The following is a 25,274-nucleotide window of genomic DNA, read 5'->3' on the forward strand; positions in this document are numbered from 1 at the left end:
CAATCATGAAAAGAAAAATTATCTGTACTCTGGGTATAGCTTGCTTCAGTTTAAGCTCAATAGCGACTGAACTGACTTACCGGCCTATCAATCCTAGTTTTGGTGGGAATCCATTAAACAGTGGTCATTTATTAGGCATTGCCAATGCCATCAATGATCATAAGAACCCTGATGCCAGTAGTATACTCGACGAACAATCCGATTTGGATCGGCTTGCAGCCAGCCTTGAATCCCGACTAATCAGCCAGTTGCTATCTGATGTAGGCAACGGAAACACCGGCCAACTTTCGACCGATGATTTCCTGCTTAATATTGTCGATAACAACGGCGAGTTAACCATTCAAATCACCGATAAAGAAACCGGTGAATCTTCCACGATTCAAGTTAGCGGCTTAGTGCCAGATTTATAATGGAGTACAGCAATGAAATTCACATTAGCAGTTCTGTTCTCAGTTATATTGAGCGGTTGTTCATTATCTATGGGTACACCAGATATTGATGAGAAGCCAAATTTAATGGCACGTGGGGCGACTTATAATGATTTAGTCAGCCTGCCTTTACCCAGGGGTAAAGTCTATGTCTCGGTTTATGACTTCCGGGATCAAAGTGGCCAATATAAACCACAGCCCAACAGTAACTTCTCAACGGCTGTACCTCAAGGTGCTGCCGCCCTATTAATGACATCATTACTCGATTCTAAATGGTTTATTCCATTAGAGCGTGAAGGGCTACAAAACCTGTTAACCGAAAGGAAGATCATCCGAGCAGCACAGAAAAAAGACGAGGTTGTTGCCAACCATGGTAATAATCTACCCTCACTCGAATCTGCCAATATTATGTTTGAAGGCGGCATCGTTGCCTACGACACCAATATTAAAACAGGCGGTGCTGGTGCGAGGTACTTAGGTATTGGGGCATCAGGCCAATTTAGGGCCGACCAGGTGACAGTCAATGTCCGTGCAGTCGATGTCCGAAGTGGACGGATACTCTTGAGTGTCACCACCAGCAAGACGATCTATTCCCAAGAGGTTCAAACAGGTGTATTCAAGTTCATCGATTACAAAGATTTACTTGAGGCTGAGTTAGGGTACACCACTAATGAACCGGTCAATGTTGCTGTCATGTCTGCCATAGATGCCGCCGTGGTTCATGTCATCGTTGACGGCATTCAAAGCGGACTCTGGACCACATTGAGAGAGGAAGATGTCAACCACCCAATTATCCAGCAATATATGGAAAAAAATCAGCCGATAATCTAATTCTAACTAAGTTAAGGTCCCACCTTTTGCCCTCTTCTGGAGGGCCTTTTCATTTATATCTTCAGTCAGATTTTCTACAAACGCCACGTTACCACTCCCCCATGGGTTCATGCAGTTCAATTTAGCTATTGTCATAAAACTCGAATTGAAATCAATAAATGCTTTAGCTCTAGATCGCATAAGCTGCTGTAGAAGTGCCCAACAAAGCTAACACCCTTTTAAAGCAACAGGTTGCATTGTATCAACTAAACCAAAGTTCAGTACCAAAGGCTTTTCTCATCATTTAGATGTAAATCCCATTTATGAAACTTCACGCATTAATACTAATCCGTCGCAGATTATTTCAACTGATCGTTTAATGAGAATCTTTTTGCAAAAACGATAATTAAATTACAAAACGAAACAACAAAGACGGATGTGGTGATGAGTAAGTTAAACAAGGCAGTAATCATATACATTGGTCTATTTGGTTTTCATAGCCAAGCAAATTCGAGTGACCTTGCGCTAAATGAATTAGGTCATATTAATGAAATCAGCTACGGGTTTGACAATTACGCCTATATCAAAGTCAACAACGGGAATAATGGCTTAGCCACAATTATTCAAAAAAGCATTGGTAATGGTGCAAACAATAAAGCAGCGATTTCACAATCGGGGAATGGAAACAAAGCAATTATTGAACAGCAAGGTGCACTAAACACAGCCGCGATCCAACAAGATGGCAATTACAACCTTGCTTATATTTCTGAGACTGGCGTTGATAACACTGGGCTCATTTTACAAGTCGGCAATAACAATAAAGCCGCTTTGATTCAGAAAGGTAAAAATAATAAGGGAGAAATAAGCCAATATGGAAATGACAATACCGCATTAATTGTACAAAAAAGTAATGTTAAACACTTTTATTCTGAGATAACCCAAACGGGTAATAATCAAACGCATGTAATCATCAACGGTATGAATCGCAATATCGTTATTGAATAAGCACAATTAAGGAAAATATCATGAAAAAGCTAGCAATGATTATCGCAGCAACTATGGCTTCTGGTACTGCTATGGCAACTTCACCTTCGCCTTATTCTGAAGCTCAGTATTATGATGATAACCGATCTCTGATTTACGTTACTCGAGACAGTGATGACAACTCCGTCACTGTGACACAAAGTTCACCGGGCAGTTATGATGCTGAAAACTTCTCAAAGGTTGAAATTAATGATCGCTCTGATGATAACCATCTATATATTTATCAAGGCGGTGCGAAGAATAAGTCTTATGTAGAAATCGATGAAAGCTCAGATGAAAACTATCTAAGTGTAAGTCAGCAGGGTTATAGAAACACTTCCAAAGTTGAGATTGATGAAAATTCAGATAAAAACGGTGTTGCTGTTAGTCAAAATGGTAAGTTTAACTATTCTGATGTAGAAATCGACGAGGGTTCTTATGGCAACCACACATATGTGACACAAACTGGTTATGGTAACGACTCAAAAGTCGAAATTGATCCGGATGGTGATCGCAACTATGTGACAGTTGAACAACACGGCTTTCATAACGATTCTGATATCTTTATTGACGATGGTGATGACAACTACGTATGGGCTTCATCAGACGGTGGATTCCTAAAAGTAGACGTAGATATTGAAGGTGCTTATTCTGATGATAATGTCATTGGCATCGATCAAAATGGCTACTACTCAAAAGCTCGTGTCGAAATTAACGATGGCGGTCATGAGACCACCGAAAACCATATTTACATTAATCAAACTTCCGCTGATTACTCTTACGTACTTGTGAATAATGGTTCTGACGGAAACTATATTTCAACCACCCAATTCTAATAACATTACTTGCAATACAGCCTTTAGCAAGCGGCTTTGCCGCTTGCTTTTTTATTTCTAGCCTATCAATTTTAATTTAGGCACACTAACTCAAAAACAAATCCCGCTGCAAAGACGCCCCCGGCTTGCAGGCATAATCTGAAAAGTCCGTAACACCCTGGTGCTGCAACACTTCCTCATCAATAAAGAACCGGCCTGTGCACTCTTTCGAATCCCGAGTGATAGTTTCATAACACGCATCGGCCATAATGGCTGGGTGCCGGGAGTGTTCCATAATTGTCTTGCCGTTCTTCATGTGGGATATCGCCGATGTCGCAATCGTGGTTTTCGGCCATAGCGAATTAGCTGCTATACCATACTCTTTGAGTTCATTGGCGAACGTCATGGTCATCATCGACATTCCATACTTCGAACTGGTATAAGCGCCGTAATTCTTGAACCACTGCGGGCTTAAATCAATTGGAGGGGACAGGGTTACTATATGAGGGTTAGGAGATTTGCGTAAATACGGTAAACAAGCCTGAGTCAGTAGGTACGTACCACGGACATTGATCGAAAACATCAGGTCAAAGCGCTTGCTTGGGGTATTTTCCAAGTTCTGTAAGTGAATACTGCTAGCATTGTTTATCACTACATCTATCCCGCCGGTCTGTTCAACCGCCTGCTCTACTGCGCTGGCAATGGCAGCCTCGTCACGGATATCCAATACAACAGGGATCGCCTTCCCCTTCCCTGCCTGATTGATCTCTTCTGCCGCCGTATAGATGGTACCGGGGAGTGTGGGATGAGGCTCGGTGGTTTTCGCGGCGATAATCACCGTTGCCCCTTCCTGTGCACAGCGCTTGGCTATCGCAAAGCCAATACCCCGTGAGCCGCCGCTGATAAATACGGTTTTGCCCGTTAACGTGCTCGACTGCTCAGTGAGTGGCTCACTGTTATTCTCTTCTCCCGCTTTTACCTTAGGCATAGAAATGGTATTAACCATTACTTCTAACTGGTTTATAGCACGCCTTGCTTTGTCAAAAAAATTCCCCATTACCTTCAATCCTTTAGGCTTATGTTCAATCAAGTATAGAGTAATTATTCAATTTACAAGGCAAAGAAAAGCTGGAACATCAATGCCCTGCGACATTCAACATTCCAGCTCTTACATTAACGTTCTAGCGACTACTTAGTATCAGGTTGGACGGTTGGGTCTGTATCTAAAAGTTCTCCCTCTGTGTTATCAGCTTCCGTATCTCCTACTCCCTCCTGGGGCATTTTCATCCAGGTGGTAAATAACTCATACCAAATCGCAAGGATAACAGCACCTAGGAACAGGCCAATAATACCTGCCGACATCATCCCACCAATAGCGCCTATTAATATAACAGGCATCGGGATCTCCACCCCTCGCCCCATCAACATGGGTTTAAGGATATTGTCTGACAACCCTGCTAGTAATACCCAAACAGTAAATATTGCTGCTGGTGTGGTATCCATATACGAGAACACATAAACGATGACGGGCAACACAATTAACAAAGCGGGCAACTGGGCAATGGCAAGGATGAATACGATAAATGTGATTAAACCAGCCGCAGGAATTTTAAATACAAACATGGCAGCACCAATCAAAACTGACTGGATAAATGCGACACCAACAACGCCGAGCAGCACACTGCGGATGGTTGCTGCAATCAAGCCGGCCCACTCTTCCCCATGCTTACCTACAACACGAACCGAGACCTGCTTGACAGCTGTTGCCATTGACTCCGAATGAGCCATAAAGCCGGCAGCGATAATCAAAGAAATAATGAACATCACAACCGTTGCCAGGCTGCTGCCCAAGGCACCGGCAAATGCCGCCACTGCCGCTTTGACCTCCTCTGAATACTTCATCAGAGCCTGCTCCATATTGGTCGCAAACAAGGCCCAGGTGCTATAAAGTTTTTCTCCAACCATGGGGATCTCAGCGACTCGCGCTGGCGGCCCTGGCAGTTTAACTGTCTCACTCTGAAGAAAGTCAGTGATGGCAACAACACCATCAAAAACAGACCCCATGACAATAACAAGCGGCACCACCAAAATAGTAATGCCTACCAATGCCAAAATGGTTGCGGACAATCCCCGCCTTCCCTTCATCGCCCCTTCCAGCTTCAAGGTCAATGGCATCAAAGCGACGGCAATGATGGCACCCCAGAGCACAGGAATAATAAAAGGTTTGATAATGTCATATGTCCAGACAAGCAGGATTACCAGCAAGCCTATCCGGATGAACGACTCCAACATGTTATTGATAAATATCTTGCTCTTGTACTTTTCAAGTTGATTATCCATCGTTGTTTTCCTGACTGTTTTGGCTGGCGCCGACCAGGCTAGCTACAACAATTGCCATATAGAACACACCAGCAATCGCTTCCAAATACACAATGACCTGAGCAACGGGAGAGATTGGGCTCATATCGCCGTAGCCCAATGTGGTTAAGGTAACAAAACTGAAATAAGCAGCATTGGAAAAATTATCTCCCCAGTCCTTGGCTTCCAAACCGGTGAAGGACTCAGGGGAAAATTCCAATATCAACAGATAAGCGATAGCCCACATCAAACCGAGCAATAAGAACAGCGCCAATGAGCCTACGACCTTATTGTTATCAATCGTCCCGGTGAACAATATTTGCCGCATGATCGATTTGAACGTGCCGAAAAAGAAAGTCAGCATCAATACCAACATAGCGATATCGACTTGCTTGAACGCAAAGAGCTCCTTAATCACTATCAGCCCTACCCACGAGATAACAAGACTTATCAGAAACCGGTACCACCCCGAATCAAACCGCAAACTGACCAGGCAGACGACAAACGTCAGCAAGGTGATCCCTTGCATGATCTTATCCAACCAAGTGATATGGAGCACTTGATCCAATGAGGAGCTCACCAGCAAAATAATCAATGCGATGGTGAGGTAGTAAAAGTTATTTTGTTCGGTGATTTTCTTACCCATTTCCCCATCCCGCCACGTAATGAAATATCAAGTTATTGAGTTTGTTCTGACTCTGAGCTTTGCTGCTCTTCCATCACCATAATCGACGCCGTCATACCAAAGCGTAAGCTCACACCATCTGGCAAAGAAGCCAGTGTGATTTTGACCGGAATACGCTGCGCCAAACGAATCCATTGAAAAACCGGGTTAACGCTCGGCAACAAGTTATAGCCCACTGCACCATTTTGCGGCGCTATCCCCCACCCGACAGAATCAACCACCGCTTCAATTGGCTGTTCGGGGTAGGCCATCAAGGTCACTTTTGCCTCATCGCCAATACGGATATTTGCCAGCTGGTTTTCACGGAAATAACCAAACACCCAGAAGCTGTTGACATCCACCAGTGCCAGCAAGGGTTGGTTGGCTACCGCTTGGGTGCCTTCCCGAATATCCAAATTGGAAACATAGCCATCAACCGAGGCAAACACCTGGGTAAATTCCATATTCAATTTAGCCGCTTGCAGCTTTTGCTCTGCTACCTTTATCTGGATCAACGACTCTTCATAGGAAATTTGTCTACGAGTAATGTCTTTGAGCGACACCGCGCCTCTGTCCTTGCGCTGAATATCGAGCAACCTGTCCAGTTCAATTTTCTTGCCTTTCGAGCTTATTTTGGCGCGTTCTAGGGATGATTCGGCCTGTGACAGCGTGTTTTCGTAAGTCGTCGGATCAATCTGAAATAGCAACTCGCCTTTACGGACAAACTGGTTATCAACCACAGCCACATACACCACCGGTCCAGACACTCGCGGCGCGACTTTGATAATATTGGCCCTTACCTGGCCATTTCGGGTCCAAGGGTTATCAAAATACTCTTGGTATTTCTGGTAACCAAAGTAAATGGCTCCGCCAATAATGATGAGGTTGAGCGCAATCACGAATAGTTTTTTTATACTCTTCATTAGCACACCTAAAACTGGATAAAGTAAGCGTCTATCGCCACGGTGTAGAGCACCGTAATAGCGATAAATGTCATCGACGGATAAGCAATCAACCGCGATAAGCGGGTCTTATTCAAAATCACAACGGTTATCCAAGTCGCGATCACAGATAAGATGATGACGAGCAAAAAGGGCGAGTAATACACGTCTCCCCAAGACAGTTCATGCGGCACTTCCATTTAAGGCCCTCCCGGGTAGCTCTGTTTAGCCGGATCGATAGGTTCGCCAAACGGCGACTTCGCCTTGGGTACCTCGCTCGGTGCTAAAACCGGCAGTTGCGTTTCTTCGAGCATCTCACCCCAGTCAGTCCGGCTCTCCATTTGCGAACGAATTGCATCATTAAGGTATGACCGGCCAGTTTCCGCCTCCCAGCCACCACCTAATGATTTGTAGAGTGCAACCACCTGATTGGCGACATTCCCTTTCACTACCGCATAGGCATCCTCGCTCCGGGTCATCTTCTCCAGCGAGTTGAGCAAGCGCTCAAAGCTAATTTGGCCATTTTCATACTGGGTAAGAGAGATGTTGTAGGCCCGCACGGAAGCATCTACAGAGCGAAAGGCGAGCTTCTTCTGAACTTGGTTGAGCTGGTAGGACTCCAGGGCGTTGGTGACTTCCTGTACGGCCAGCAGCACTTGTTTGTTGTAATTAGTTAGTGTTTCCTGGAAACGCGCATCTTGGGCACGGATAGAGCTTTCTACCCGGCCGTATTGGAAAATGTTCCAGGAAAAAGATGGCCCCAGAGTAAGGTTTAACGAATCACTGAAACTAAAATCATTGCCGGCTGGTACGGTACTATTGAGGCCAATAACCCCAAACAAGGAAAACTGCGGGTAGAGATCAGCTTCTGCTATCCCGATTTGACTACTTTGGGCATGAGCCTGAAGCTCTGCAAGCTGCAAGTCTGGACGGCGCAGCACCAAGCCCGCTTCAATCTGGGTGCTGATAGGGACTGTTGCCGGGATCAACGAATACTGATCATAATCACTCGTCAGCCTGCTGCTGCGGGTTCCTTCATACTTATTATCAAAGGCTTTTACCTTGGCATTGACCCAAGGGCTGTCTAACATCACCATGGCCTGCTCAGGCAGAACGCCAAGCAACACCGCTATCGCATTACGTGATTGCATCATGCCAATCTTCAAACTCGGCAACGCAGATTCGGTGTTATAGAGCTGGGTTCTCGCCTGCTGTACATCGAGCTCAGTCACATCACCGGATTCATACTGGATCTCAGTGATCCGTTCTACCCGGCGCTGGATCTCTATATTTCGCTCAGATAACAGCACCCTCTCCTGAAATGTTCGGAAATTGATATAGTTACGGGCCACCTCTGAGGTGATCGTCACCAGAATATCGTGATAGGACGCAATAGAGGCATATAAAGTCGCCTCGGCAGATTCGACACCCAGCACGTAGCGTCCCCAAACATCCAGCTCCCAAGCCGCATCAAAGCTCAATGAGGCGTTGTCGAAGGTGTTTTCATTTTGGTAGATTTTCGCCACACTGCCTGAGACATTCTGCCGCTGCGGGTATTGAAACGACTCGGCCACACCCACTGCCGCACGGGCCTGGAGAATACGCAATCCTGCCGCTTCTAAGTCCAGGTTCTGCTGACTGGCTTGCTCCACTAACTCATTGAGCACAGGGTCATTAAACTGCTGCCACCAGCGGGCTGTTTTGGTTTTGCTGCGCTCAAGATCCCATGTAGTCCAAGACGTTGGCAAAGTCGCAGGCGCAACACCTTCGAATTTCGGCCCCAGTACCGTACAGCCTGACATGACAAGCAAAGACATCACTGTTATACAAACGCTGATCTTACTTCCCACGTATCGCCCCCTAAAACCGCTTCATCTGCAGTTCACCCCAAGCAACCTCATCACTCACCTGCTTGCACTGGAGCAATGATTCAAAAATATTTTTCTTCAAGTTTAGAAAGATATAGAAACCTGCAATGTCTGAATTTGAATACTTCTCTAACTCGAGATGGGAAAAGTATTCATCCAGCTTTGCTTCCAAAGCTTGATAGTCTTGCTTTAACAACTCAGTACTCACCACCTCATTTTCAGCTTCTATTTGCCATAAAGCCTGAACCAATTGCGGAATAACCACATCTCTATTGCCTTTTTGGGTTTGAACAAGCAAGGGATTCTCATCGAGTTTTTTACGCGCCTTGATAAGAGTCATCAAGTGATGGTGGAAAAGATCACACTGCTCAATATACTGATTGAGTTTCTCGCTCGTTAAACCCGGATAGGCATCAGTTTTGAATTTCGAGCCCCAAACTTGCATTTTTTTCAGCGCTACCACCATAGTGGTGATCCGCCAGACCAGCTGAAGCTTCTGCCAAAGGGAGAGCTCGTGTTTCTGTAATAATCGGATCACTCCAGTCGCATGGCGGAAAAAACGCTCTCGAAATACCAGCAACAAATGCTCGGGACGGCTGGAAAATGGCAGATAATAAGAAATCACCACAGACAGCACTGTCATGTAAAACAGGGTAACCACCGTCAAGGTAATCCCGAAGTGATAAACCATGTTGTTATCGATACCTAAGGTAAACATCCCCAATAAAAAGAAGATGGTTATCGGGCCTTTGAGCACATAAAAGCCGACAAAGGTATAAGTGAATATGAATACTGCCAGCTCTGCCCCCAATGTTAGCTGCGGCAATAGAAACACATAGGCGGGAATGGAAAATACAAAACCCAGTGTAAACAAGATAAAAAGCATCACTGGGTGAAAAGGCATGAAAGAGAGAATAGAAACAAACAAGGTGCTGAAAATGACAAAGTTATAACCACCAGGCGGGTTAAACTCAATCCAAAATGCGCCTGCAATCCAATAGGTCACCAAGACTTTGACGGCGGATTTAGCATTTTCGGCATCCCACCAGTTAAAGTTGGGCTTGCCTTTTAGTGGCGGCAATTCAAAGCCGACGCTGCCGGTGAGTGAGTCTATACTGCTGATACAGCTTTCAAGTTTGGTCAGTCGTTCTCTGAGTTGGTTAAACAGATAGCCCGATGATAATGCTTCCCCTCTGTATAAGTGACCTTCACGTTTTAGTTTCTCGCCATCATATTCGACATCACCCAAGGCCTGAGGAGCATGTGCATCCTGTTTTTCCCAAGCATCAGGCAACCTGTCAAATAGCTGGATCACTTCTGATCGCAAGGCATCAAAGTCACGAAGGTACTCCATCGGGTGCCCTCCTGATCGTGAATGATCTTTCGCAGCGAACAGAAGAATCTCCGTGATCTGGCCAAATAAAGCGACGGTGCCATCCCACTCTTTTTTATAAGCCGAAATCTCACTGCACTCACTGTTGAGGGTCTGGTATCGGGTTTCAAATGCCTGCTGGGCAGCAAACAATGCCTTGCTTAGTTCAGCTAAGCTCGGAGGGACTTCAGCTTCTTCCTCTGCATCACTCTCTGGATCTTCATGAGATGTATCTTCAGGCAGTGTTTCTTGTTCTCGGTTCTCAACATCCAGCTCCTGTTGCGGCTCATGTGCTTGCAGGGTTTGCTGGGGCGGTAAGCTCATCGCTTCAAAAAGCGCTCTTTGTGCTGAAGCTAAATTATCACCAAGTTGCCGCAGGTTCTGCTCAACCTTTGGCGGGAACAAAAACACGCCAACTAGGGTATACACAACAACGCCGAATACCGTCATAAAGGTGCGATCTAAACCATAGAGAAACGCCCCTTCAGGATCGCCACCGTTATACATCATGAGGATCATGACGCCGGTCAGCATAAATAAGGTCGGATCATTAAGGTAGGCAGAGCGGATATAGAAGACAACGACAATTACCAAGGAGACCGCCAGCATATACAGCATTCGGTCTTGGGCGAAAAAGCCAACTAATATCAAGCCAATAATACCGCCAGCAATAGTCCCGAGCACACGTAACGTACCTTTTGCCAACGACTCCCGGCGGCTGCCGGTAGAGGCTATCAGCATCACCGTCGTGGCTGCTGTTGATGGCTGCGTCCATCCCAATACCATCGGTATCATATACGCAAGGGTCAGGCTAACGGCGACCCTAAAGGCAAACTTGAACTTGTCACTCAGGCAAAACGGGATCAGCCAGTTTCCCAACTGGAAAACCGACAGCCTATCTCGTATGTGGAGGATCTGAGTGTTGGCTTTGGTCACCCTCTACCCCTAGCATTATTAATTATGCCCTCATTGGCATACTTAATAATGCTAGGATATTTTTGATAAAGCGCAGCAAATATTTGTCTTATCTATCGAACTGTTAGCCCTCTAAAACAGTTCATGCAGCAATGAGAAAACACTCATAACTGAGTCAACTCACTGGGTTTGGAAAACAAGAAGCGCGGTGAGTGCTGTTCAAGCTCAGCTCTTGAACCATAGCCCCACAGTACGCCTGCAGACTGTAAGCCATTACGGTGAGCAGCGGTCAGGTCGACATAGCGATCACCAATCATCAATGACTTATCTGAGATCACGCCGTTCTCTTTTAGCGCTTGGAGTTGTTGCCACTTTTCGATCCCGACATCGCCACCATCAACAAACTCGAAATGATCATGCAGATCAAACAAGGCAAGGATCTGGTTGGCAAAATCGGCTCGCTTGGAGGTACACACCCCCAGTCGGTATTTACCCTGCTGTTTCAACTTATCGAGAGATCCTCTTATCCCTGTATACAAGTGATTCTCCGCATAGCCGATTTCTGCATATCGCTGGCGGTAGGCATCCACTAAGGCAAGGATCAATGATGACTGGTTGGATTCAACAATCTCCATAAAGGTTTGGTCAAGAGGCGGCCCTATGTAACGAGCAATCTCCTCCTCGCTACGTGTGTGATAGCCATGCGCTGCTAAAGCGTGATTCATTGAGCGCACTATCCCGAGTTTGGGATCGCTGATAGTACCGTCCAAATCAAATATGAGTGTCTCGTATTTCATTCTTTCTTCCCTGTTGATACAAAAAAGCCCCAGTGAAAGACTGGGGCTTAAAATTAACTACTTGTTATCGATGACTCATCTATAGACTCTTCCACCAATGGTGGTTGCTGCAATGCATTCACTGCATTAAGTAACAACTTCACCGCCGGCAACATACGGCTTTCATCGATATCAAAATCACCGTTATGATGCCCTGCTGTTAAGTCAGAGCCGACAAGGCAATAAATCGCCTTACCGCCGCGGGACTGAACACGGTCAACCAAATAGCCAGCATCTTCACTGGCTCCGAAGTCTTTCTCTCGAACCACTTCACTAAAGCCACTTTCCAGGCCAATACACTCAAGCAGTTCGACAAGTTCAGCGTCGTTTTCCAGCCCAATGGCTTCACCCTGAGCACAGAGTTTTACTTTCACCCCGTGCATCATGGCTGCCGCCTCGGCAATATTCTCGACCTGCTGGAACATATAAGAGTTCAAAGAACGGTTCTCACCGCGGGTTTCTCCCAGCAGTACAGCACTGGCCGGGATCACATTTCGGCCATCCCCCGCATGCATCTGCCCGATGTTAATGCGGGTCATACCATCTCGGTGACGCGGAATCGCCAGCATCTGGCTGACAGCAGTGCAAGCGGCGGCCAAGGCATTTTGGCCGGCATTTGGCTCGATACCGGCGTGGGCTGGTTTCCCCGTAAAGTGAAGATCAAACTTAGAGCTGCATAAAAAGTGTTGGGGATCGCAAACCAAGGTACCACTTGGCACATTCATGCCGATATGCGCAGCAAAGAAGTAATCGACATCATCCAGCCAGCCACTTTCGGCAATCGCCTTACCGGCGCGGCAGCCTTCTTCTGCTGGTTGGAACAAAAGCTTAATCTTACCTTTTAGCTGAGCTTTATTTTCAGCCAAGACCTCGGCAATACCCAAGCCAATTGAAGCGTGGGCATCATGGCCACAGGCATGGGCAACACCAGGAGCAAGTGAAGCAAACCCTAGGAAACGTGGACGGTGCGCATCTTCTTCGCTTTCCATTACTTCAACGGCATCAATATCAAAGCGCAGTGCGATGACTGGACCTGGCTTACCTGTATCCAATACAGCGCCAACTCCAGTGATCCCATCCATATGGGCTAAGTAGGTGATATCAGCTCCCCAGCTGATTGCTCGCTCCTGTGCTTCAGCAACTAATACTTCATCGCGCCCCATAATCGAAGTGCGAAGAATGATCTCATCACTGAAATGCAGCGAGTAGCCTAGGTTTTCGAGGTGACTAGCGATACGGCTAGTCGTGAAGAATTCTCGCCATGCGGCTTCCGGGTAGCGATGGAACTCCCGGCGATGGTTCATCAGGCGCTGCGACAGCGTTTGTTCATCGAATTGCAAGTTACTTGACACTAATTTGTTCCTACTATTTTTTACAAAGCTTGGCGTTAGTAGCCAGTCAGCTCCATAAATCCTTGTCCTGTGTGACTCCCTGAAACCGTTATCGGCCCTTCCCAATAAGAGAAGATAAACGGTAGCCATTGCTCCTTCCGGACCACATCCACTTTAAGCTCAATATCTTTAGATGGTACTTTTACCTGCCACACAATCGGATACGTTTTCCCACCATAGTGTGAGAACGTGATAGGTGACAGCTGAAAATCATCTGCTGATAAAATTTCTGTTGTACCATCTGGCCAGCTAAGCGAGCCAAAATAATACGGTCGCACATCTTTTTCCCTGATCTGGTACAGCATTAGTGCACTTCCATCGTCAAGATGAATAGAGAACCAGTCCCAGCCCTGTTGGTTTTCGGCAAGTCCACGGCTACTCCACTCGCGGTCGTACCATGCATCACCAGTGACGGTAAATTGTTTACCGTCTAGCTCTAGTCGCCCTTCAATATTCAAAAAAGGCGCACTGAAGTAGTAAGAGGCTATATCTTCTGTTGCATGCTTTTTACTATAGCCCTGCTCACCCTGAAGCACGATAGCGCCGGTTTGCTGGATAGCTAACTTTCCTTCCATACCACTGGCATCAGCAAAAGACAGCACACCAGGAAACGGCGAATAAGAATATGACCGCCATTCCCAGTTATCTAGCCAAGCCCGATACGGTTGGCCAAGGACCCCTGCTTGGCCTATGCCACCTCGGGCAAAGCGCTCAGCAGACCACACTTTATCTTTTCCGGTTACGACCAAATGCGCCATGTAACGCTGTGGGCTTTCCCATCCCCGCCCTTCTTCAATCGTTGAGCGGAATCGGAACAAGGTCCACTGCAAACCAAATTGCTCACCTGTTTCGGCTTGCAAGTTGGCTGTCAGGTACCACCACTCGGCACGAAAGTCCGGGTGCGGTAGGTGATCGCGGGGAAACTGAAACTGGTAACCCGGCACGACAGGGGCGAATTGCGTATTATCAGGATCCGCCATCACGGATACAGATGGACTATCGCTGATTTCTTCTTGATCGTAGCTAAGAAGGAACAACACGGTAGCAACCGCAATGACCAAAATACTAAAATACCAACGGGGAAAGCGCGCTCCCTTCATCAGAACGACTCCCTTAGTGACATAATCGCCGACTGTTTTACCAAACGCCAAACAGGCCATGCACCTGCTAGCAATAGCACAATTAAAGCGGATCCCAACGAGAACAGATAGTTAGTCGGGAAATATTCTATCGGCATCGTCCAGCCAAATGAATACTTCAAGACAACATCAATCAACAGCTGAGCCAACACCAACCCCAACGGCAAGGCAATCAAAGCTGTCAGAAGGCCAATCATAAGAAGCTGGCCACCGCCCAGCAAAGCGAGTTCTCGTCCGGTCATCCCCATACACCGCAGCAACGCAAACTGCCGCATACGCGACGTCTCGCCAGCAACAGTGGCAAAGAACAAGCCACATACCGCGACAAATAGCGTCAGCTTGCCAAGTGTTGCCGTCACAACGAAGGTACGATCAAACACGTTCATCGCTTGCAGCATCAGCTCATTGTTGTTCCTGATCCTCTCCGGTGGTAAGCGGAAAGTTTCTCCAAGGGATCGGATCATCTGCGTAGACTGAGAATGATCATTGAGATGTATGGCTAAGCTCACCTGCCCTTTATGAGGCCAAACGGCTTTCCAACGTTTCTGCGACAAAATGATCTGACTATATGGATTGCCATAGTCATAGAAAACCCCAGCCACCAGCCATTGTTTATTCAATGGAGGTGGTAGGTCGATCATCTGTCCTGGTTTAAGGTTTTGCTTCAGCGCCATGGACTCGCTAACCAAAATGGCCCTGTCATGATGAAGCTTTTGCCAATATTCAGGCATCGCGACTTTTACAGCCAGCGCCTGCTTCTCATCGGCTGTACCGCCAATACTCACTACCTGCAGGGTACCCGCTTCAGTTGGCAGCATTTTGCGCCATTGCCACCATACCTGTTTCACTTCGTCCTGATTTTCTAGCCATTGCGTCATTCTCGGAGCCATATTGACCGCTGGGCGGATATAAATATCAGCCGCCAAGCGCTGTTCTAACCAAGTCTGGGTGGTATTCCTGAAGCTTCCGACCATGGTTTCCATGCCGATATTCGATGCTAATGCCAACATGAAGGCCATTGAGGCCACACCGCGATAACTCAAGCTTGCCGCGGCATCTGAGAAGAACCAACGCAAACGGGCTGAACGTACAACGACACCCAGCAGGCGGAACAGCTGCCACAACAAGAATGGCATCGCCAATGCAGAAGCAATCAAAATACAGGCGATAAGGACAAAGCCAGCCTTTTGCCCATGCGGTAACTGGTAAACGGCAATCGCAGCACCAATGAACATACATGAGAAAATCGCTTGCAAAGCAAACTCGCGGCCACTGAAGCGTACTATGGACATACGGCTTGAGAGACGGGCTGGCTGGGTGCGGATAAGCCTTACCAAAGGCCAACCACAGGCCAATAGGCAGCCGCCAACAGCAATAAGTACCGAGGCGAGTCCCCACTCCCACTGCCAGCGGACGATCAGGCTGACATTGGCTCCGTAGAGGTCATTAAGAGTCTCTGCAACTGATGGCAACAACTTTTCAGCCAGTAATAAACCAAACAGGTTACCACCGACTAGGCCAACGACAATCCAAACAATCAGTTCCAAGCTCAGGGCTCGCACCAGTTGACCAGAAGATACCCCGGCCTGACGCATTAACCCGACTAAAGGCTGACGCTGTGAGAAAGACAATGACATCGCCTGGTAGAAAATAAACAGGCCAACCACAAACGCCAACATTCCCATTGCGAACAGGTTTAGGTGGAAGGCATCTGTCAGTGGCTCAAGCCCTGCTGTTTCTTGCTTTTCAAGCTTTAGCGCAACGGGTAGTTTATCTTCCAGTCGTCTGAGTGACTGAGGATCTAGGTCACCACACAATATGGCAGTTAGCCCCGAACCCGGCTGAAGCTGTCTTACCAAGGCCATATCAGCAATTAGCCTCGGCCCTTTTATCCGCTCTTCATTGACCACATGAAGCGGGCCGAGGGTCCGGCCAGATTCCAATTTTAAAGTCTGGCCGTCTTCGAACCCCATATAATTGGCGAGCTGGTCACCCACCAGGACAGGGTATGGCGGTTGCATTAATGACAGCATCTGTTGCTGATCATCACTGCCCGACATGGTGTTGCGACGGAAGCTGGAAAAAAGCGCGATAGGGTCAACGCCGACAATTTCGATACTGCGGCCGTTTTCGAGCAGAAGCCGCTGCTCTTCCAACGGCACACATTGGCTGAAACCATCTCGGCGAAGCTGCACATAAAAGCCTTGCGGGACTTTTAGTGCTGGTTGACTGTGACGAATGCGATATGGAAAAGGGTTAGAAAACAGGAGTTCGCCGTCACGGTAGCTTTCACGGGCTTGCTGGTTCACCCCCATCACCCCGACCAACAAGGCAATACCTAAGGTTAATCCCAACCATACAAGGACAATTTGAAGAGGATGACGCTTGTAATGTCCCCAGAGCGCTTTAGCTACGGGGCTTGACATGCAGGTGCCCTCCCTGCAAGCGGATACAGCCATTCATATGAGCAGCGACCTGTTTACTGTGTGTCACTAGCAGCAAAGTACAATCCAGTTGTTTCGTTAGGTTGGTTAACAGATTGATGACAGCACCAGCATTTCGCTCATCCAGGCTCCCGGTCGGCTCATCGGCCAACAGTATTTGTGGCTCCATGTACAAAGCCCGGGCTATTGCAGCACGCTGCTGCTGGCCACCCGACATTTCTTCAGGGTAACGGCCTAGCAGCGGCATCAAGTCAAGGGCCGCAATGATTTGCCGCCAAAGTGCAGGTTTTTCAGGTAGCCCTTTAAGCTGGCGACAAAATCGAATATTGTCTGCCGTTGTCAATGTTGGCAATAAATTGAATTGCTGGAAAACCAAGCCAATATTGTTACGACGAAAAGCGGTTCGCTCACGCTCGGAAATTGCATGAATAGGCTTATCGCCTAACCACACCTCACCTGAATCGACAGTATCCAACCCAGCGATCAGGTTTAGCAAAGTACTCTTGCCAGAGCCACTCTCCCCCATTAGCGCCAGCTGCTCACCTTGCTTTAAATTCAGTTCAGCCCCTTGCAATACCGAATGGTACTCATCGCCATCCATATAGCCTTTGCAAAGGTCAACCAGTCGTAACATTATTATCCCCATTGAAAGGAAGTCTTTGGACTGAAATTTACAGTAAACCGATTGTTCTATAAAGCCCTTTCCGGAACATAGAACTAAAATACACCTAATGTGTAACATTAGCCCTACAATTTCTACCAAGCCCCCTACATGCACCTCACAAAATCCCTCAACACAAAGCTGTTTGCTGTTGTATATTTTTATTGTATACCTTTGTTTGGAAACCAGTCTTTGTTTCCCGCAATTTAACCCGCTACACGGAGCAGTAGTTTATGGACAAAACGATTTTAGTTGTCGGTGCATCTGGTTACATCGGTAGCCACCTTGTACCCGAACTGGCCAGCGCAGGTTATACCGTCCGAGCGACTGGCCGAAACCTAAAATTGTTAGAAAAGCGCGGTTGGCAGGATATAGATAACGTCAGTATCCACCACTTGGATCTCAACGAAGCCGATAACCTTCCAGAACTTCTCGAAGGCGTAGACAGTGTGTTTTTTCTTGTCCACGGGATGAACCATGGTCATGACTTTATTGATATTGAGCTAGACGCCGCCCACAACTTTAGTGATGCCCTGAGAGAATCTGCCGTTGAACGCGTCATTTACCTCGGTGCCCTGCAGCCTTCTGACGGCAAGCCCTCCGACCACCTGCAGGCCAGGAAAGCAACCGGCGATATTCTCAGGGAAAGCGGCAAACCCATTACCGAGTTACGGGCAGGCATTATTGTTGGTCCCGGCTCTGCAGCCTTCGAGGTTATGCGGGATTTTGTCTACCACTTCCCGGTTCTCATTACGCCGAAATGGGTACACTCTAAAAGCTCGCCGATTGCACTGCGCAACCTGCTGTATTACTTGTTGAGACTATTAGATTTCAAACCGACCAAACACCAGATAATGGATGTTGCTGGCCCTGAAAATATTACTTACGCCCAACAACTTCAAACCATTGGTAAGCATATCGGTAAAAAAGCGCGGATCTTAGCAGTTCCCTTCTTGACGCCAAAGTTCGCAGCAAGATGGCTTCATCTCGTGACATCAGTACCCACGAATATTGCCCGGGCACTTATCGGGGGGCTAGGTCATGACTTGCAAGCAAATGGCAATGCGCTCCAGTCTTTAATTCCGCAAAGCCTTCTTAGCTATGACCAGGCGGTTGAGGAGAGCCTAGGGCATGAAAACGAAGTGGTAAGAAGTGATATCTGGGGGTTTGATCCCGACGCCCTTGCCCGCTGGCAACCCGGTTTCGGCTATTATCCTAAACAAGCCGGGTATCGCCTCAAAACCGATGCCACTGCCGAGCAACTATGGCGGCAGGTGCAACTTGTCGGAGGAAAAGAAGGCTACTTCTATGCTAATTACCTATGGCGGATCCGTGAGTGGATGGATTTTGCTATCGGTGGCGATGCCCTCAAACGCTACCGCCGTGATCCAGAACAACTGGAGCTAGGTGATAAAATAGACTCTTGGAAAGTGATCAACATCGTGCCTAACCAATTTCTGTCCCTGTTATTTGGCATGAAAGCGCCAGGACTTGGCCGTTTAGAATTTACTATCGAAGACAAAGGCGATCATCGTGAAATAGACATTCGCGCATGGTGGCACCCAGCAGGGTTCTCTGGCTTGCTTTATTGGTTTGCCATGATGCCAGCTCATCTGTTTATTTTCCGTGGTATGACCCATGCCCTGGTCAAACGTTGCCAAGCTAAGGCGCAGGAAGGGAAAACAGAGACAGTCTGAACCCACCTGCTAACCTGAGCATTTAGAAAACCACGCTCATTTATAAAGACAATTGGGAATACCTAATCAGTTAGGTATTCCTGTTTATTAACGTCGGCTTCACTCGTAATATGGACTGATGTTCAGGATGCCCCTGCCACACTTGCTCCAAGCAACGATAAGCTTGCTCAGCAATATCTAACACAGGCTGTGCTACTGTCGTTAGCTGATAGCCCTCCCAGTCAGACTGGGGAACATTATCGCAGCCAACAATGCTCAACTGGCTTGGGACTTTCAGTCCCAATTGCTGCCGGCAACAATCAAGCACACCCAACGCTAACGCATCTGAAGCACAAAAAACACCTTGCAGCGTCTTGAGCGTCGACTTTTCCTGCAGTGCAACCTTATACCCAGCACTATAGCCATAACGCTCCGCGTCAAGTTGAGTGACCTTGACAACACCGTGATGCGATAGCGTATCCGCAAAACCCTGAAAGCGCTCATTTGAGGCTTGACCATCAGCCCGTCCTGCAACGAATCCTACTCGGGTAAAGTCTTTATCAAGGAAATATTGCGCAGCGAGTTGGCCTGCCAGTCGGTTATCGGTCTGAACCGATGGGCTTTGACCTGTCAGATCTGAGCGGCCCAATGTCACTAAGGGCAACGAAAGCTTTTGACATTGCGCAACACTTTCTACGGGTAACGACCCCATAACAGCAATCACGCCATCCACTTGATACCCGGACAATCTCATCAACGCCGCGTCTAAATCTGCCGCCTGCTTTACGTTTAGCAGCATGGGCTGTTTTCCATGCTTTTGTAAAACAGAAGATAGCGTCTCGAACAGGTAGGACTGGTAAGGGTTTGAGAAGTCGCTGATCAAAATAGCCACTAAATGAGAGCGAGCTTTTTGGGCTGGCGTGCTCAAGGTTCGGGCAAAAAAGTTAGGCTGATACCCCAGCTTCTGGGCAGCCGTTAAAATTTCATCCCGCTTCGATGCATTGATACTTGCACCTTCGGTAAATGCCCTTGATACCGCTGAGCGTGATACGCCAACGTACTCGGCAACATCAGAAGCTGTAACCTTTTTATTCATGGAAGACTTATTCATGGAGGACTTATTCATTAAAGGCTTATTCATTAATTAAAGGCTTACTCATACAAGGCTAAGCACTCCTTCTCTAACTTTTCTATTATGCAATTACCATCCTCAGCCACTTCTACACCAGCCAGCGGTTTGAGCTGCTCTTGCAGCTCCAAGCGGTACATTGGGTCAATATGATACAACCACCACAAGCTATTTGGCTTGCGGGAGTAGGTCTGGATTTCATGCCAGGAACCATGGCTAGGATGACAAGCCAAGGTCTCACACTCAACAAATACCCAGTCAGACTGACTCGCAAGCGTACGTCCCTGTTCAAGAAGTTGACCGTCACCAGAGTAAAACAATGTCTGGCCCGTCGACAATTCCAATTGCAGGCTAAGATTCGAAACCGCATGTTGCGTTGGGGCCACTGTCGCCTTCCAGGGCCCAATGGCATTAACCTCACCGCTATCTAGCCAGATAAGTTCAAAACCTAACTCATCCACTGGCCAGTGGGCAAACTCAATCAAAGGCTTGAGGACTTTCCACTGTGCCTGTTGCGCAAAAATCGTTAGCGGCTGCTTACGCCCCTTGGCATCCATCCAGTTAAGCAAGGTGGTCAGGCCTGCACAGTGGTCAGGGTGGCTATGGGTTATGTAAACACTATCAAGTAATTCAGGTGTAATGAGCCCACCCAGCAGCGCCTTCGGAACCCATGGGCCGCAATCTATCAGTAAGGCATAGTTGTCTTGCTGTACCAGCAAACTGGCATTTGTCCGCTCGCTGTCATAGGCATCACCACTGCCAACCACCTGAAACGAAAAATCATGCGGCATTGGCAACCTCTGAATGTTCGATTCGTTGCTCTTGTTGATCAAAACAGTGATATACCGATCTAGACAAATTAAGCGGCAATTTATCGCCTTGAGAGTAACGATGTTCGCTCTCAACCACAAAAGCCTCTCCTGCCAACTGGCCATAATAAAGACGGGCATGGCCTAGCGGTTCAACAACATTTATTTCCATCTCGCAATCGTAGCACGATGGGTCAACGACAACCTGATTTGGCCTGAAACCCACACTACAAACAGATTCAGAAAGAGCCATTTCCGGAACCAACTGTTGCAGCCCTAAATGCGGAATGAAATTCATCACCGGCGTACCGATAAATGCTGCAACAAAGCGATTTACCGGGCGGTTATAGAGCTCTTCCGGTGCACCCACCTGCTCGATATTCCCTTTGTTCAACACCACTATCTTATCGGCCAATGTCATTGCTTCGACCTGATCATGGGTCACATAGATCATGGTCGCATTAAGCTGCTGGTGAAGCTGCTTCAAGTAAACACGCATTTCACCACGTAATTTTGCATCAAGATTAGACAGCGGCTCATCGAATAAAAACAGCTCGGGATCACGTACAATCGCCCGTCCGATTGCAACTCGCTGGCGCTGCCCACCTGATAGTTCGCCAGGCAGACGTTCCAATAGCGCTTCAAGCTGCAGATTGCAGGCTGTCTCTTTTACCTTCTCGCTGATGTCAGCCTTATCCATTCCAGCCATTTTCAAAGGAAAGCCCATGTTCTTCTCAACGCTCATGTGCGGGTAAAGCGCATAAGATTGGAACACCATCGCTACCTCTCGCTCTGATGGGTGGATGCCGTTAAGGCACTTGCCATTGAGCTTTATCTCTCCACCGCTGATCGATTCAAGCCCTGCCACCATGCGGAGCAGTGTCGACTTGCCACAACCTGACGGCCCGACAAACACTACAAATTCACCGTCATTGATAGTTAAATCAACCTGGGGGATCACAAGGTTGTCACCATAGGCTTTCGTCAGGTTATTCATTGTTAATTTAGTCATCATCTTAATCTCTTTATTTCAAACCCATCGAAAAGCCGCGCAGCAGGTAACGTTGCATATAGCTAGCCAAAGCCAGCATTGGCAGTGAAGACACTATCCCAACCGCCATCAGTTCACCCCAAGCGGTACCGTCCTCAGTCATAAAGTTAGAGATAAACAATGGGATAGTGAATTTATCCGGGGTATGGATAAACAACAGCGAAAACAGAAACTCGTTCCAACCGAGGATCATGGCAAAGATCGCAGTGGCAACCACTCCCGGCGCGCAGAGCGGAAAGACAATATAGGCCAATCGATTAAACAAATGAGCGCCATCCATCGAACCAGCCTCTTCGATCTCCAGCGGAATGTCGCGAATAAAACCAAGCAGCATCCAAATACAGAACGGCAAGGTATACACCTGGTAGGCGAGAATAAGACCCAGCTTACTGTTGAGCAGCCCCATTTGATTCATCAGTGAATACAGCGGTATCGCCACCACAATCGGCGGCATCATTTTGATCACCAGCACCAACAGCAAAAACACATTGTCGAGCTTGGCGGGGAATTGGTATCGCACCAAGGCGTAGGCCGCAAAAAAAGCAACAATCACCGATACCATGGTCGCGGATAGTGCAATCAAAACGGTGTTGCCGATAAGCATCTGGAAATCGCCCTGCCACAGGGTTTTAAATGCCTCAAAGCTCAACTGTGAAGGCAGTAGCGATGCCCCTGTACGCAAGATCTCACCCGGCGGCTTGAATGCCGTGCCAAACATCCAGACAATCGGCAACAGGAACAGCCCAACCGCCAGCCACACCAACAGCGAATGAACATAACGATTCATGCCTTACCTCCCTGAAGTGCTTTGCGGGCATAAAAAATGGTCATCACCAAGGAAATTGCCAACATCACCAAGGCAGCAGCACTTGCCATGCCAAGGTTGAAGAAACGGAACCCATATTTGTAGACAAACATCGACAAGGTTTCGGTCGCATTCCCCGGCCCTCCCCCCGTCATGACATAGACTTTATCGAACAACTTGAAGGTATCGATCGAGCGTAGCAATAGCGCCAGCATCAACTGCTTTTGCACTAGCGGTAGCGTGATATAGACAAAACTTCGCCAGCCTTTGGCACCATCAACCATCGCGGCTTCGCCGATGTCTTTAGGGATCGACTGCAAACCCGCCAAGATGATCAAAAAGGCCATTGGGGTCCACTGCCAAGTATCAACCAAGGCAATGGCATAGAGAGCCAAGTCTGGATTGAACAGCCATTCTTGAGCCGGTAGCCCTATTGCCACCAGCACACTGTTTAGCAACCCAAAATCGTAGTGATACCATGAGCGCCATATCGACGAGCACACCAGCGTCGATAGCATCATCGGATAGATAATGATCGGCAAAGCAAACTTTCGCCCCGGAAACTGACGTTGAAACAACAGGGCTAAATACAGCCCCAGCAATACCTGAGCAATGGAAGCGACAAGAGTGAAAACAAACGTGTTCTTGATTGCAGAGACAAAGAAAAAGTCTTCCAGTAACTCTTTAAAATTGGCAAGGCCAACAAACTGATAAGCTTGGTTGGCGTAATCCACTTCCCCGAATGCGTTGTAGATGACATTGAGGATAGGATAAACCGTCAGCAAACCGAGAATGACCAACGCCGGTGCCAGCAACAAACCTAGTTGTTTACGGCTTTCGAATAACATAGGACACCTAAAAATCTGAAAAACGCTGCCCTGAAGGGCTCAAGGCAGCGTTTGATGACGAAACCTTACACTTTGATGATACGGTCTATACGGCGCTGGGCTTGGTTAAGCGCCTGCTCTGCTGTCATCTGGCCCATCATCGCCATTTGCAGGAAATCACCCAATACACTTTCGACCTCAGCCCAATTTTGAATACGAGGACGGGCTTTACCTGTAGTCAGTGCTTTAGCCTGCTGCGGGTACCAGCGGTATTGCTCGACAACGTCTTTGTCGAGGTAAACACTTTCACGTGTTGGTGGCATGCCATAATCCAGTGCCAACGCTTTCTGAATAACAGGGCTGGTCGCAAACTGTACGAAGGCTTCCGCCTCTTGCTTATTGTTAGAATCTGCCGGAACGGCCAGCTGCCAAATGCCTAGCATAGGTGAAGGTGCGCCTACCTCAGCAGGAGGGGCCATAATTTCCATGTCACCAACAACATCAGACATTTCAGGGTTATCCAGATTCGGAACCCACGCCGGCCATACTTCTATAGCCATCGCCGCCGTCCCTTTTTGCAGGGAGTCTCGCACTTCATCGGCGTTGTAAACATCGACACCACGTGGGGCGTACTGTTTCATCGCCAAGAAAGCTTCCAGAGCCTCTTTCGCCTCAGGCGTGTTCAATGTCGCTTTGCCATCGGCATCGACAACATCAGCGCCGTAACCCCACAGAATTGGCAGGAAGCCCGTGACAATTGGGTTGCCTTTTACGCCACGGAAAACAACGCCGTTTGTTTCAGATGCGGCATCAATTTTGGCCGCAGCCTGAAGAACATCAGACCATGAAGTCGGCTCTGCTAACTCATGGGATTCAAATGTGGCTCGGTTCCAGGCAAACATCGCAACGTTGCCTACCATTGGCATCGCATAAATATCACCAGATGCATCTGGGTAACGGCCGACATCAAAAGGGGCTTGAACAAAGTCTTTATCAGCCACGTTGTCAGACAAAGGAGCTAGCCAATTATTGGTCATAAACTCCGGTGCCCAGGTGTCATCCATCAAGATAACATCGTAGTTACCTGTTTTTTCACGCATCGACAGCACGACACTTTCGTACAAACCGTTGCTAGGGCGTTGCACCAAAGTCACCTTGGCATCAGGGTTTTCCTTTTTGTATTGGTCAACAATGTACTGCATGGCCTGTCCGTAACTACTGTCTCGCCCTGCAATAACCAGCTCTCCGGCAATAGTGGTAAACGATGCTCCAATCATGGCTGTCGCCAATAATGTACGCTGCAACATGGAAT

At 47.7% G+C, this 25,274-nt stretch carries 23 protein-coding genes; 5 read left to right on the top strand and 18 right to left on the bottom strand.

Translation table 11 applies throughout. From position 1 onward, the window contains the following. Nucleotides 1–5: 5 nt before the first annotated feature. The 4 genes from ACXAGQ_RS27665 (at nt 6) to ACXAGQ_RS27680 (ending at nt 3,097) form a co-directional block, all read left to right on the top strand. Nucleotides 6–410 (top strand): curli assembly protein CsgF, encoded by a 405-nt coding sequence (locus ACXAGQ_RS27665; RefSeq protein ID WP_475241283.1) that lies wholly within the window; start codon nt 6–8, stop codon nt 408–410. A gap of 12 nt (nt 411–422) precedes the next feature. Then, nucleotides 423–1,259 (top strand): CsgG/HfaB family protein, encoded by an 837-nt coding sequence (locus tag ACXAGQ_RS27670; protein ID WP_475258307.1) that lies wholly within the window; start codon nt 423–425, stop codon nt 1,257–1,259. A 423-nt stretch (nt 1,260–1,682) separates the two neighbouring features. Next, complete coding sequence (locus ACXAGQ_RS27675; RefSeq protein WP_475258308.1) at nt 1,683–2,243, top strand: hypothetical protein; 561 nt, start codon at nt 1,683–1,685, stop codon at nt 2,241–2,243. 20 nt (nt 2,244–2,263) lie between these two features. Next, complete coding sequence (locus ACXAGQ_RS27680) at nt 2,264–3,097, top strand: hypothetical protein (RefSeq protein ID WP_475258310.1); 834 nt, start codon at nt 2,264–2,266, stop codon at nt 3,095–3,097. An 85-nt stretch (nt 3,098–3,182) separates the two neighbouring features. On the opposite strand, the gene ACXAGQ_RS27685 is transcribed toward ACXAGQ_RS27680, so the two are convergent. From ACXAGQ_RS27685 to ACXAGQ_RS27740, 12 genes are all read right to left on the bottom strand, one after another. Further along, entirely contained in the window at nt 3,183–4,133 is a 951-nt protein-coding gene (locus tag ACXAGQ_RS27685) for an SDR family oxidoreductase (RefSeq protein WP_475258312.1), read from the bottom strand. A gap of 131 nt (nt 4,134–4,264) precedes the next feature. Further along, complete coding sequence (locus ACXAGQ_RS27690) at nt 4,265–5,416, bottom strand: AI-2E family transporter (RefSeq protein ID WP_475258314.1); 1,152 nt, start codon at nt 5,414–5,416, stop codon at nt 4,265–4,267. Continuing rightward, nucleotides 5,409–6,080 (bottom strand): potassium channel family protein, encoded by a 672-nt coding sequence (locus ACXAGQ_RS27695; RefSeq protein ID WP_475258316.1) that lies wholly within the window; start codon nt 6,078–6,080, stop codon nt 5,409–5,411. Before ACXAGQ_RS27695 ends, ACXAGQ_RS27690 begins: the two co-directional genes overlap by 8 nt. 32 nt (nt 6,081–6,112) lie before the next feature. Beyond that, entirely contained in the window at nt 6,113–7,012 is a 900-nt protein-coding gene (locus tag ACXAGQ_RS27700; protein WP_475258365.1) for an HlyD family secretion protein, read from the bottom strand. Nucleotides 7,013–7,029: 17 nt separating this feature from the next. After that, nucleotides 7,030–7,233 carry a DUF1656 domain-containing protein gene (locus ACXAGQ_RS27705; protein WP_475258366.1) on the bottom strand — a complete coding sequence of 68 codons (204 nt, stop codon included), beginning with the start codon at nt 7,231–7,233 and terminating at the stop codon, nt 7,030–7,032. A 6-nt stretch (nt 7,234–7,239) separates the two neighbouring features. Continuing rightward, complete coding sequence (locus ACXAGQ_RS27710) at nt 7,240–8,841, bottom strand: TolC family protein (RefSeq protein ID WP_475258367.1); 1,602 nt, start codon at nt 8,839–8,841, stop codon at nt 7,240–7,242. Between the two features lie 58 nt (nt 8,842–8,899). Continuing rightward, nucleotides 8,900–11,131, bottom strand: coding sequence for an FUSC family protein (locus ACXAGQ_RS27715; RefSeq protein WP_475258369.1), 2,232 nt, complete (start codon nt 11,129–11,131; stop codon nt 8,900–8,902). Between the two features lie 227 nt (nt 11,132–11,358). Beyond that, nucleotides 11,359–11,991, bottom strand: coding sequence for an HAD family hydrolase (locus ACXAGQ_RS27720; protein ID WP_475258318.1), 633 nt, complete (start codon nt 11,989–11,991; stop codon nt 11,359–11,361). Between the two features lie 53 nt (nt 11,992–12,044). Further along, on the bottom strand, nt 12,045–13,382 hold the full coding sequence (locus ACXAGQ_RS27725) for an amidohydrolase (RefSeq protein ID WP_475258319.1): 1,338 nt from the start codon (nt 13,380–13,382) through the stop codon (nt 12,045–12,047). A 35-nt stretch (nt 13,383–13,417) separates the two neighbouring features. Then, nucleotides 13,418–14,521, bottom strand: coding sequence for a lipocalin-like domain-containing protein (locus ACXAGQ_RS27730; protein ID WP_475258321.1), 1,104 nt, complete (start codon nt 14,519–14,521; stop codon nt 13,418–13,420). Beyond that, nucleotides 14,521–16,986: an ABC transporter permease gene (locus ACXAGQ_RS27735; RefSeq protein ID WP_475258322.1), complete on the bottom strand. Its 2,466-nt coding sequence runs from the start codon at nt 16,984–16,986 to the stop codon at nt 14,521–14,523. The genes ACXAGQ_RS27730 and ACXAGQ_RS27735 overlap by 1 nt, the downstream gene beginning before the upstream one ends. Beyond that, on the bottom strand, nt 16,967–17,638 hold the full coding sequence (locus tag ACXAGQ_RS27740; protein WP_475258324.1) for an ABC transporter ATP-binding protein: 672 nt from the start codon (nt 17,636–17,638) through the stop codon (nt 16,967–16,969). Before ACXAGQ_RS27740 ends, ACXAGQ_RS27735 begins: the two co-directional genes overlap by 20 nt. Before the next feature lie 260 nt (nt 17,639–17,898). Between ACXAGQ_RS27740 and ACXAGQ_RS27745 the strand changes: the two genes are divergently transcribed. After that, nucleotides 17,899–19,362 carry a DUF2867 domain-containing protein gene (locus ACXAGQ_RS27745; RefSeq protein ID WP_475258325.1) on the top strand — a complete coding sequence of 488 codons (1,464 nt, stop codon included), beginning with the start codon at nt 17,899–17,901 and terminating at the stop codon, nt 19,360–19,362. A 70-nt stretch (nt 19,363–19,432) separates the two neighbouring features. Here the strand turns inward: ACXAGQ_RS27745 and ACXAGQ_RS27750 are convergent, their stop codons facing one another. From ACXAGQ_RS27750 to ACXAGQ_RS27775, 6 genes are all read right to left on the bottom strand, one after another. After that, nucleotides 19,433–20,437, bottom strand: a complete 1,005-nt coding sequence (locus ACXAGQ_RS27750; protein ID WP_475258326.1) for a LacI family DNA-binding transcriptional regulator — start codon at nt 20,435–20,437, stop codon at nt 19,433–19,435. 56 nt (nt 20,438–20,493) lie between these two features. Beyond that, nucleotides 20,494–21,261 carry an MBL fold metallo-hydrolase gene (locus tag ACXAGQ_RS27755; RefSeq protein ID WP_475258327.1) on the bottom strand — a complete coding sequence of 256 codons (768 nt, stop codon included), beginning with the start codon at nt 21,259–21,261 and terminating at the stop codon, nt 20,494–20,496. Continuing rightward, nucleotides 21,251–22,291, bottom strand: coding sequence for an ABC transporter ATP-binding protein (locus ACXAGQ_RS27760; protein ID WP_475258370.1), 1,041 nt, complete (start codon nt 22,289–22,291; stop codon nt 21,251–21,253). Before ACXAGQ_RS27760 ends, ACXAGQ_RS27755 begins: the two co-directional genes overlap by 11 nt. Before the next feature lie 13 nt (nt 22,292–22,304). Continuing rightward, entirely contained in the window at nt 22,305–23,117 is an 813-nt protein-coding gene (locus ACXAGQ_RS27765) for a carbohydrate ABC transporter permease (RefSeq protein WP_475258329.1), read from the bottom strand. Next, nucleotides 23,114–23,983 carry a carbohydrate ABC transporter permease gene (locus tag ACXAGQ_RS27770; RefSeq protein ID WP_475258330.1) on the bottom strand — a complete coding sequence of 290 codons (870 nt, stop codon included), beginning with the start codon at nt 23,981–23,983 and terminating at the stop codon, nt 23,114–23,116. The genes ACXAGQ_RS27765 and ACXAGQ_RS27770 overlap by 4 nt, the downstream gene beginning before the upstream one ends. 65 nt (nt 23,984–24,048) lie before the next feature. After that, entirely contained in the window at nt 24,049–25,269 is a 1,221-nt protein-coding gene (locus tag ACXAGQ_RS27775) for an extracellular solute-binding protein (RefSeq protein ID WP_475258331.1), read from the bottom strand. Nucleotides 25,270–25,274 lie beyond the last annotated feature (5 nt).

Source organism: Photobacterium sp. ABD4_091 (assembly GCF_056160145.1).

Excerpts from the sequence above, each read along its gene's own strand:
- ACXAGQ_RS27695 (WP_475258316.1), bottom strand. The coding sequence starts at position 6,080 with ATGGGTAAGAAAATCACCGAACAAAATAACTTTTACTACCTCACCATC.
- ACXAGQ_RS27690 (WP_475258314.1), bottom strand. The coding sequence starts at position 5,416 with ATGGATAATCAACTTGAAAAGTACAAGAGCAAGATATTTATCAATAAC.
- ACXAGQ_RS27765 (WP_475258329.1), bottom strand. The coding sequence starts at position 23,117 with ATGAATCGTTATGTTCATTCGCTGTTGGTGTGGCTGGCGGTTGGGCTG.
- ACXAGQ_RS27685 (WP_475258312.1), bottom strand. The coding sequence starts at position 4,133 with ATGGGGAATTTTTTTGACAAAGCAAGGCGTGCTATAAACCAGTTAGAA.
- ACXAGQ_RS27740 (WP_475258324.1), bottom strand. The coding sequence starts at position 17,638 with ATGTTACGACTGGTTGACCTTTGCAAAGGCTATATGGATGGCGATGAG.
- ACXAGQ_RS27760 (WP_475258370.1), bottom strand. The coding sequence starts at position 22,291 with ATGACTAAATTAACAATGAATAACCTGACGAAAGCCTATGGTGACAAC.
- ACXAGQ_RS27675 (WP_475258308.1), top strand. The coding sequence starts at position 1,683 with ATGAGTAAGTTAAACAAGGCAGTAATCATATACATTGGTCTATTTGGT.
- ACXAGQ_RS27710 (WP_475258367.1), bottom strand. The coding sequence starts at position 8,841 with ATGTCAGGCTGTACGGTACTGGGGCCGAAATTCGAAGGTGTTGCGCCT.
- ACXAGQ_RS27750 (WP_475258326.1), bottom strand. The coding sequence starts at position 20,437 with ATGAATAAAAAGGTTACAGCTTCTGATGTTGCCGAGTACGTTGGCGTA.
- ACXAGQ_RS27720 (WP_475258318.1), bottom strand. The coding sequence starts at position 11,991 with ATGAAATACGAGACACTCATATTTGATTTGGACGGTACTATCAGCGAT.
- ACXAGQ_RS27775 (WP_475258331.1), bottom strand. The coding sequence starts at position 25,269 with ATGTTGCAGCGTACATTATTGGCGACAGCCATGATTGGAGCATCGTTT.
- ACXAGQ_RS27670 (WP_475258307.1), top strand. The coding sequence starts at position 423 with ATGAAATTCACATTAGCAGTTCTGTTCTCAGTTATATTGAGCGGTTGT.
- ACXAGQ_RS27680 (WP_475258310.1), top strand. The coding sequence starts at position 2,264 with ATGAAAAAGCTAGCAATGATTATCGCAGCAACTATGGCTTCTGGTACT.
- ACXAGQ_RS27745 (WP_475258325.1), top strand. The coding sequence starts at position 17,899 with ATGGACAAAACGATTTTAGTTGTCGGTGCATCTGGTTACATCGGTAGC.
- ACXAGQ_RS27755 (WP_475258327.1), bottom strand. The coding sequence starts at position 21,261 with ATGCCGCATGATTTTTCGTTTCAGGTGGTTGGCAGTGGTGATGCCTAT.
- ACXAGQ_RS27730 (WP_475258321.1), bottom strand. The coding sequence starts at position 14,521 with ATGAAGGGAGCGCGCTTTCCCCGTTGGTATTTTAGTATTTTGGTCATT.
- ACXAGQ_RS27665 (WP_475241283.1), top strand. The coding sequence starts at position 6 with ATGAAAAGAAAAATTATCTGTACTCTGGGTATAGCTTGCTTCAGTTTA.
- ACXAGQ_RS27735 (WP_475258322.1), bottom strand. The coding sequence starts at position 16,986 with ATGTCAAGCCCCGTAGCTAAAGCGCTCTGGGGACATTACAAGCGTCAT.
- ACXAGQ_RS27770 (WP_475258330.1), bottom strand. The coding sequence starts at position 23,983 with ATGTTATTCGAAAGCCGTAAACAACTAGGTTTGTTGCTGGCACCGGCG.